Genomic DNA, 7,059 nt, shown 5'->3' with positions numbered 1-7,059 from the left:
GTTGCAATGCCTAAACCGTTGACGACAAGAATCACCTTGCTTTAGCTGGGTGAGCTTCAATGTATGTGGTTTTCGATGCATAACACACCCTGGAAATTAGAGCAATATTATACCAAATCCGATAATTATCTATTCATTTATGCTTGTTAAAATGAATGCTAGTTAGACATAAAACTACGTTTTAGTCTTTGTTATTGATTTGATTCAGAACATCCTGTTCTTCACCACCTTGTGGCCAGCTAAAGCTGTTCAAAATCGTTCCATGCGATTTTGTGTAATTAGAACAACTAGTTACTGCAATCAATGCCTTGCTTTCATCCATTTTTCCTACGCCTAAATAGATCATCTAATTAACGGAATTGGTATTATTTAAAAGCGGCGGGAGAATATGGCGGTTGGTGCTACCAAAAAAGCCCCGGATAAGTGACTTATCCGGGGCTTTTAATTATTAATATCGGCTTAAAATTGCAGCGTTACATAATACGCTGGCCAGGTTTTGCACCATCATCGGGATTTAAGATATGGATCTCTTTTCCGCCTGGGCCCGCTGCCAATACCATACCTTCAGACAGACCAAACTTCATCTGGCGGGGAGCAAGGTTGGCTACCATTACGGTTAATTTACCTTCCAGCTCTTCCGGGGTGTAGGCTGATTTAATACCGGCAAAGACGGTGCGCGTCTCTCCGCCCAGATCCAAGGTGAGTTTAAGCAGTTTATTGGCTTTTGGCACCGACTCCGCCTTAGCAATCAGGGCAACACGCAAATCGGTTTTGGCAAAGGTATCAAAATCAATCTGCGGTGCAAGCGGCTCTTTATCCAGTTCAGACTGAGCGGCTTCAAGTTCGGCTGCTGCCTGTTGCGCTTTTGCGGCTTTGTCCGCCTCAATACTCTCTTTGGAAGCTTCTACCATGGCCTCGACGTTTTTAGGGTCGATACGCTGGAAGAGCGCTTTAAATTTATTGATTTGATGACCGGCAAGCGGTGTTTTAATGCTGTCCCAGTATAAGGTTTCATTCAGGAATGCTTCGCTGCGCTCTGCCAGTTTTGGCATAATAGGTTTCAGGTAAGTCATCAGCACGCGGAACAGGTTAATCCCCATTGAGCAGATATCCTGTACTTCTACCTCTTTACCTTCCTGTTTAGCCAGAGCCCAGGGCGCTTTGTCATCGATATATTTATTGGCATCATCGGCGAGGGTCATGATTTCACGAATGGCACGGGCAAAGTCACGCTGTTCAAACAATGTCGCAATATTGTCACCTGCTGCGATAAATGCCTGGTATAATTCCGGCTCAGATACCGTTGCGGACAGCTGGCCATCGTATTTTTTAGCGATAAATCCTGCCGTACGTGAGGCCAGGTTAACCAGCTTGTTAACCACATCGGAGTTAACCCGTTGGGTAAAATCTTCCAGGTTAAGGTCTAAATCATCTATACGGCTGGTCAGTTTCGCGGCATAATAATAACGCAAACATTCCGGATCTAAATTATCCAGATAAGTGCTGGCTTTAATAAAAGTACCTTTGGATTTAGACATCTTCGCGCCGTTGACTGTCACGTAGCCGTGGACATTAACACCCGTTGGTTTACGGAAACCCGAGCCTTCTAAAACGGCCGGCCAGAACAGGCTGTGGAAATTAACGATGTCTTTGCCGATAAAGTGGTATAGCTCTGTTTCGCTGTCTTTTTTCCAGTATTCATCAAAGTTAAGTCCCTCGGTTTTATCACAAAGGTTTTTAAAACTGCCCATGTAACCGATTGGCGCGTCCAGCCAAACGTAGAAATATTTACCGGGCGCATCCGGGATCTCAAAACCGAAATAGGGGGCATCACGGGTGATATCCCACTGTTTTAGTCCAAATTCAAACCATTCGCCTACTTTATTGGCCATCTCGGTCTGCAGGGCACCGGATTTGGTCCACGCTTTCAGCATATCTTCAAATTGCGGCAGATCGAAAAAGAAGTGCTCGGTATCTTTCATAATCGGTGTGGCGCCGGAAACGGCTGATTTTGGGCTGATCATCTCCGTCGGGCTGTAAGTTGCGCCGCATACGTCACAGTTATCACCATATTGATCGTCTGCTTTACACTTTGGACAGGTACCCTTTACAAAACGATCCGGCAAAAACATCTCTTTTTCAGGGTCAAAAAGCTGCGATATGGTTTTGCTTTTAATAAAGCCGTTGTCGCGCAGGGCGATGTAGATTTGTGAGGAAAGTGCTTTATTTTCTTCACTGTGAGTGCTGTGATAATTATCAAAGCTGATATTAAAACCGGCAAAATCACTTTCGTGAGAGGCTTTGATATCGGCTATCATCTCGGTCGGTTTAATACCCATTTCCTGTGCTTTAAGCATGATTGGGGTGCCGTGTGCGTCATCAGCACAAATAAAATGGATGTTATTACCACGCAAACGCTGAAAACGGACCCAGATGTCAGCTTGAACATGCTCAAGCATATGGCCGAGATGAATCGGACCATTTGCATAGGGTAGGGCGCAGGTAACAAGGATTTTTCGTTGTTGAATTGCCATTTTATTTATTATTCCTATTGTATTAAACCTAAATTTTAAGGAAGGGATTCTACCCAAAAAACCCTTTAAATCCCACTGTTAAATAATGGAACGCCGTGTAGTTTATAAAAACAGCACCAGTGAAGGGGCCAAATTGGCTTGCTCTTTGGGAGCGTCTAAAATCGCTTATACTGCGCTGTGCCAGTTCGAAAGAGATCGCAATTTCTTCGCCAGCACGTCTGTCTGAGCAGTTTTTAGTCTGTTATGGTCTTTGTTTTTTTAAACTAATACGACGCTCTGTTAAATCCTTATTCTTTTGTGGATGAAATAAAAACAGGTTTTGTTACACTGTTTTTATCGTAACCGGGTTTAATAAGGACAATTTGTGTTTTTTAATAAAAAAAGTTTATCCGATAAAGTTGGCGTTTGTTTGCAGGAAAAAGATGCGGCTGATGTGGTTGCTAAGTTAATTGCCAATAAAGCCATATCCATTGATGAAAATAGCGCTACCATTAACATCAAGTTACCTTTTTATGCACCTGTCTGGCTGCAAAATCTGCAGCTTGATTGCGCGGATCAGCTTGAGAAAATATTCGCCAAACCGGTTATGTGGCAGGTTACTCATGAGGTTGCTGTTTTACAAAATGACAGCAGTAAATCTGCACTGCCGAATATCAAAAATATTATCGCTGTCGCATCGGGTAAGGGCGGCGTGGGTAAATCCACTGTCAGTGTCAATTTAGCCCTCGCGCTGGCGGAAAACGGCGCCAAGGTGGGCGTATTGGATGCCGATATTTACGGGCCATCCATTCCTACTATGCTCGGCGTAAAAGGCGCACAACCTTTAAGTGCAGATGGTAAATTGATGCTGCCGATTGAAGCGCATGGCATTGTCTGTAACAGCATCGGCTTTTTGGTGGCCGAGGAAGATGCGATGATCTGGCGTGGTCCGATGGCCAGTAAAGCTTTATCACAGGTGCTTAATGAAACTGACTGGCAGGGGCTTGATTATTTAGTGGTGGATATGCCGCCCGGGACAGGGGATATTCAATTAACCATGTCGCAAAATATTCCGGTGACCAGTGCGGTTGTGGTAACCACACCGCAGGACGTGGCATTAATTGATGCTAAAAAAGGTATTACCATGTTCAATAAAGTGGCAGTGAATGTTGCTGGTATTATTGAAAATATGAGTCTTTACTCCTGCAGTCAGTGCGGTCATCAGGAGGCTATTTTCGGCACAGGCGGCGGTAAAAAATTGGCCGAGCAATTTAATTTACCCTTTTTAGGGGCTTTACCCCTGCATATAAAATACCGGGAAGATACCGATCAGGGCATACCAACAGTGATAAAAAGTGAAGATAAAAACTTAAGTGAGCCTTTTTTATCATTAGCGGAAACATTGGTGATTAATCTCTACCGTGATTTAAAAGTTGCTTTGCCGGGGATAGCGATTACTAATTTAAGTTAGTCAGGAGTTACCGATGGCGAATATTAAATTTACACGAGAGCAAACGGCAATATTAGTCGGCGAGATTCAAAAATATTTCGATAAAGAACTAGGGCAGGAGATTGGCGATTTCGATGCTGAGTTTTTACTGGATTTTTTCTCTGAGAAAATTGGCGGCTATTATTACAACCAAGGTTTAAATGATGCGCGTGCTTTGCTGGATGCAAAACTCGATACCATTACTGAATCATTTTATGAGCTGGAAAAAATAACGGAATTTGATTAACAAGCGCTAATATATATGCATTTAATAGTAGGGTGTCTTCAACACACCCTCTAATGCTATTTTCTCCCGGTTTTTTAATGAAAGGGGGAGCAAAGCTCAAAAAAAATAGCCAAAAAAAATAATTTTTACGCTTAAGCAGAGTTTCTATAAAAGGATATTGAGTCGTAGCAAAGATTTTATAACAAAGAAGAAATATTGTTGGATATAGATAATCTAGGGAATTAAGTGGATATATAAATTGGCTGTAAAAAGTGGTGGAGCTATGCGGGATCGAACCGCAGACCTCAACGCTGCCAGCGTTGCGCTCTCCCAGCTGAGCTATAGCCCCACTTTTACTTTGTTGTTTCACTCTAGCAGTGAACAGGGCGTATAATATGCGCCCTGTTTTTATATGTCAATTCAATAGATTAACAAAAATGTTTGATTGCTTATTTATTATGCAGTTTCGCGTGCAGCAATGAATTCCAGTGCACGACCGATACGTGCAATACTGCGCTCTTTACCGATCAGACGCAGCGTTACATCCAGTGATGGCGATTGACCGGCACCTGTAATAGCAACGCGCAGCGGCATGCCCACTTTACCCATACCAATCTCTAATTGATCTGCTGTATCCTGAATAGCTGTGTGCAATGCAGTTTCAGACCAGTCGTCCAACGCTGTTAATTTCTGCTGCACTAATTCAAGAGCCTCTTTGGCTACCGGACGAAGATGTTTCTTAGCGGCGGTCGCATCAAACTCTTCATATTCTTCAAAGAAATAACGGCTGGAGGCAGCTAAATCCACTAAAGTTTTAGCACGCTCCGCAAGCGCGGTAACAATTTCAGACAGTGCAGGGCCGTTACTGGTATCTATTTTTTGATTTTCCATGTGCCATTCAAGGTGCTTCGCAACATAAACGGGATCAAGGGTTTTAATATAGTGCTGGTTTAACCAGATAAGCTTGTCGGTGTTGAATGCCGAAGGTGCTTTATTGATTGCATCTAATGAAAACAGTTCAATCATCTCTTGTTCCGAGAAAATTTCCTGATCACCGTGAGACCAGCCAAGGCGCACAAGATAGTTCTTAAGTGCTTCCGGTAAATAACCTTCATCGCGGTATTGCATAACTGAAACTGCGCCATGACGTTTAGAAAGTTTCGCGCCGTCATCGCCTAATATCATCGCTACATGCGCATATTCAGGCAGCGGGGCATTTAATGCTTTGAGGATATTAATTTGACGCGGTGTATTATTGATATGATCTTCACCACGAACAACATGGGTAATACCCATATCCCAGTCATCAACCACCACACAGAAGTTGTAAGTCGGTGTGCCATCGGTACGCTGAATAATTAAATCATCCAGTTCACTGTTGGAAAATTCAATATGATCACGAACGTGGTCATCAAACTTCACGCTGCCTTCTTTTGGATTTTTGAAACGCACAACATAAGGCAGATCTGTTTCTACCGTCTCTATATCACGACATTTACCATCATAACGAACGGCTTCTCCGGCTTTTTCCTGCTCTTCACGTAGTGTATTTACGCGCTCTTTTGAGCAGTAACACTTGTAGGCAGTGCCCGCGGTCAGCATTTCGTCAATTATCTCTTTATAACGATCAAAACGTTTTGTCTGATAATAGGGGCCTTCATCCCAGGTCAGACCCATCCACGCCATCCCTTCTAAAATTGCTTCAACAGCCTCCGGGGTTGAACGTGCAATATCTGTATCTTCTATACGTAATACAAACTCTCCTCCGCTATTTTTTGCGTGTAACCAGGAATAAAGCGCAGTGCGCGCGCCGCCAACGTGTAAAAAGCCGGTAGGGCTAGGGGCAAAACGTGTTTTAACTTTCATCGAAAAGTGTCCTTATGTATTAGGGTCTGATGACCTCTTGCGTGCATTTTTTCCGCAATTTGTTCGTACTTTATACAAGGCAGAGCCTGCGTAGTTTGCTCTATATTTGTTTGTTCTATATAAGGTGGCGATAACGCTAACAAATGCTGCCCTTCGGGTTCATCTAAAAGCATCCTGCGCTGCGTTGCTCGTCGTTTACATAGAATAACTATGCTTCACTCCTCGTGCCTTGCTCAGAATACTTTTAGTTTGAACAAAATTTGCACTCGAAAGATCAACAGACCCTAGGCGCTAAAAATAATCCGCATATTTTAACGGATACCGTTGTAATTACATTAACTATTTCTAGTTTCTGGAAAACAAAGTGAATAAAAAGAACTCATTAGCTATAAAACAACCAAGCATTGTTTACCCTTTGAGCGGTTAAGCAAAAAACAGATCTTTTCTTGCAAAAAGCCTTGACTGATAAAGGGCTATCCCTATAATACGCCCCACAAACGACGCGGGAGATTGCGTTGTTTACTGTTAAAGATTGGCGGTTAGTGTCATTTTTGCGGAGAGCTTAGCTCGATGCCTTTAAGCTTCTTTCTAATTAGAAGTAAAATAAATTAGGTAATTTAAAGATGTTCGATTAGTGCTGTTCTGCGGAGAGCAGAGCTCGATGCACAAAATTTAAAGATGGGCGATTAGCTCAGTTGGGAGAGCACCGCCCTTACAAGGCGGGGGTCACTGGTTCAAGCCCAGTATCGCCCACCATCTTTAACTTCGCAGGAAGTAAAACTTACCAATTTAAAGATGTTCGGTTAGTGCTGTTCTGCGGAGAGTATTGCTCGATACATTAAATTAAAGATTGGCGGTTAGTGCCGTTTTGCGGAGAGCGATGCTCGATGCAATAAATTAAAGATGGGCGATTAGCTCAGTTGGGAGAGCACCGCCCTTACAAGGCGGGGGTCACTGGTTCAAGC

5 protein-coding genes and 2 tRNA genes are annotated in these 7,059 nt (G+C 43.2%); 3 read left to right on the top strand and 4 right to left on the bottom strand.

Features of this window, described 5'->3' with window-relative positions:
• Positions 1–181: 181 nt before the first annotated feature.
• Complete coding sequence (locus ABZA00_RS15700; protein ID WP_372883097.1) at positions 182–346, bottom strand: hypothetical protein; 165 nt, start codon at positions 344–346, stop codon at positions 182–184.
• 127 nt (positions 347–473) lie between these two features.
• A complete protein-coding gene (gene metG / locus ABZA00_RS15695; protein ID WP_372883096.1) occupies positions 474–2,534 on the bottom strand; it encodes a methionine--tRNA ligase in 2,061 nt (686 codons plus the stop codon).
• A 364-nt stretch (positions 2,535–2,898) separates the two neighbouring features.
• Here metG and apbC point away from each other — a divergent pair, with 364 nt between their 5' ends.
• Both apbC and ABZA00_RS15685 read left to right on the top strand, forming a co-directional pair.
• Positions 2,899–3,984 (top strand): iron-sulfur cluster carrier protein ApbC, encoded by a 1,086-nt coding sequence (gene apbC / locus ABZA00_RS15690; protein ID WP_372883095.1) that lies wholly within the window; start codon positions 2,899–2,901, stop codon positions 3,982–3,984.
• A 13-nt stretch (positions 3,985–3,997) separates the two neighbouring features.
• Complete coding sequence (locus tag ABZA00_RS15685) at positions 3,998–4,249, top strand: DUF2164 domain-containing protein (protein ID WP_372883094.1); 252 nt, start codon at positions 3,998–4,000, stop codon at positions 4,247–4,249.
• A 252-nt stretch (positions 4,250–4,501) separates the two neighbouring features.
• On the opposite strand, the gene ABZA00_RS15680 is transcribed toward ABZA00_RS15685, so the two are convergent.
• Together ABZA00_RS15680 and gltX are read right to left on the bottom strand one after the other, a co-directional pair.
• Positions 4,502–4,577 (bottom strand) — tRNA-Ala (locus ABZA00_RS15680).
• Between the two features lie 107 nt (positions 4,578–4,684).
• Positions 4,685–6,094 carry a glutamate--tRNA ligase gene (gltX, locus tag ABZA00_RS15675; RefSeq protein ID WP_372883093.1) on the bottom strand — a complete coding sequence of 470 codons (1,410 nt, stop codon included), beginning with the start codon at positions 6,092–6,094 and terminating at the stop codon, positions 4,685–4,687.
• 680 nt (positions 6,095–6,774) lie between these two features.
• Between gltX and ABZA00_RS15670 the strand changes: the two genes are divergently transcribed.
• Positions 6,775–6,850 (top strand) — tRNA-Val (locus ABZA00_RS15670).
• Positions 6,851–7,059 lie beyond the last annotated feature (209 nt).

Source organism: Psychromonas sp. (genome assembly GCF_041586535.1).
In the GTDB taxonomy this organism is placed as follows: domain Bacteria; phylum Pseudomonadota; class Gammaproteobacteria; order Enterobacterales; family Psychromonadaceae; genus Psychromonas.
Note: the sequence above shows the minus strand (reverse complement) of the source record. Positions and strands in the feature narration are given on the sequence as shown.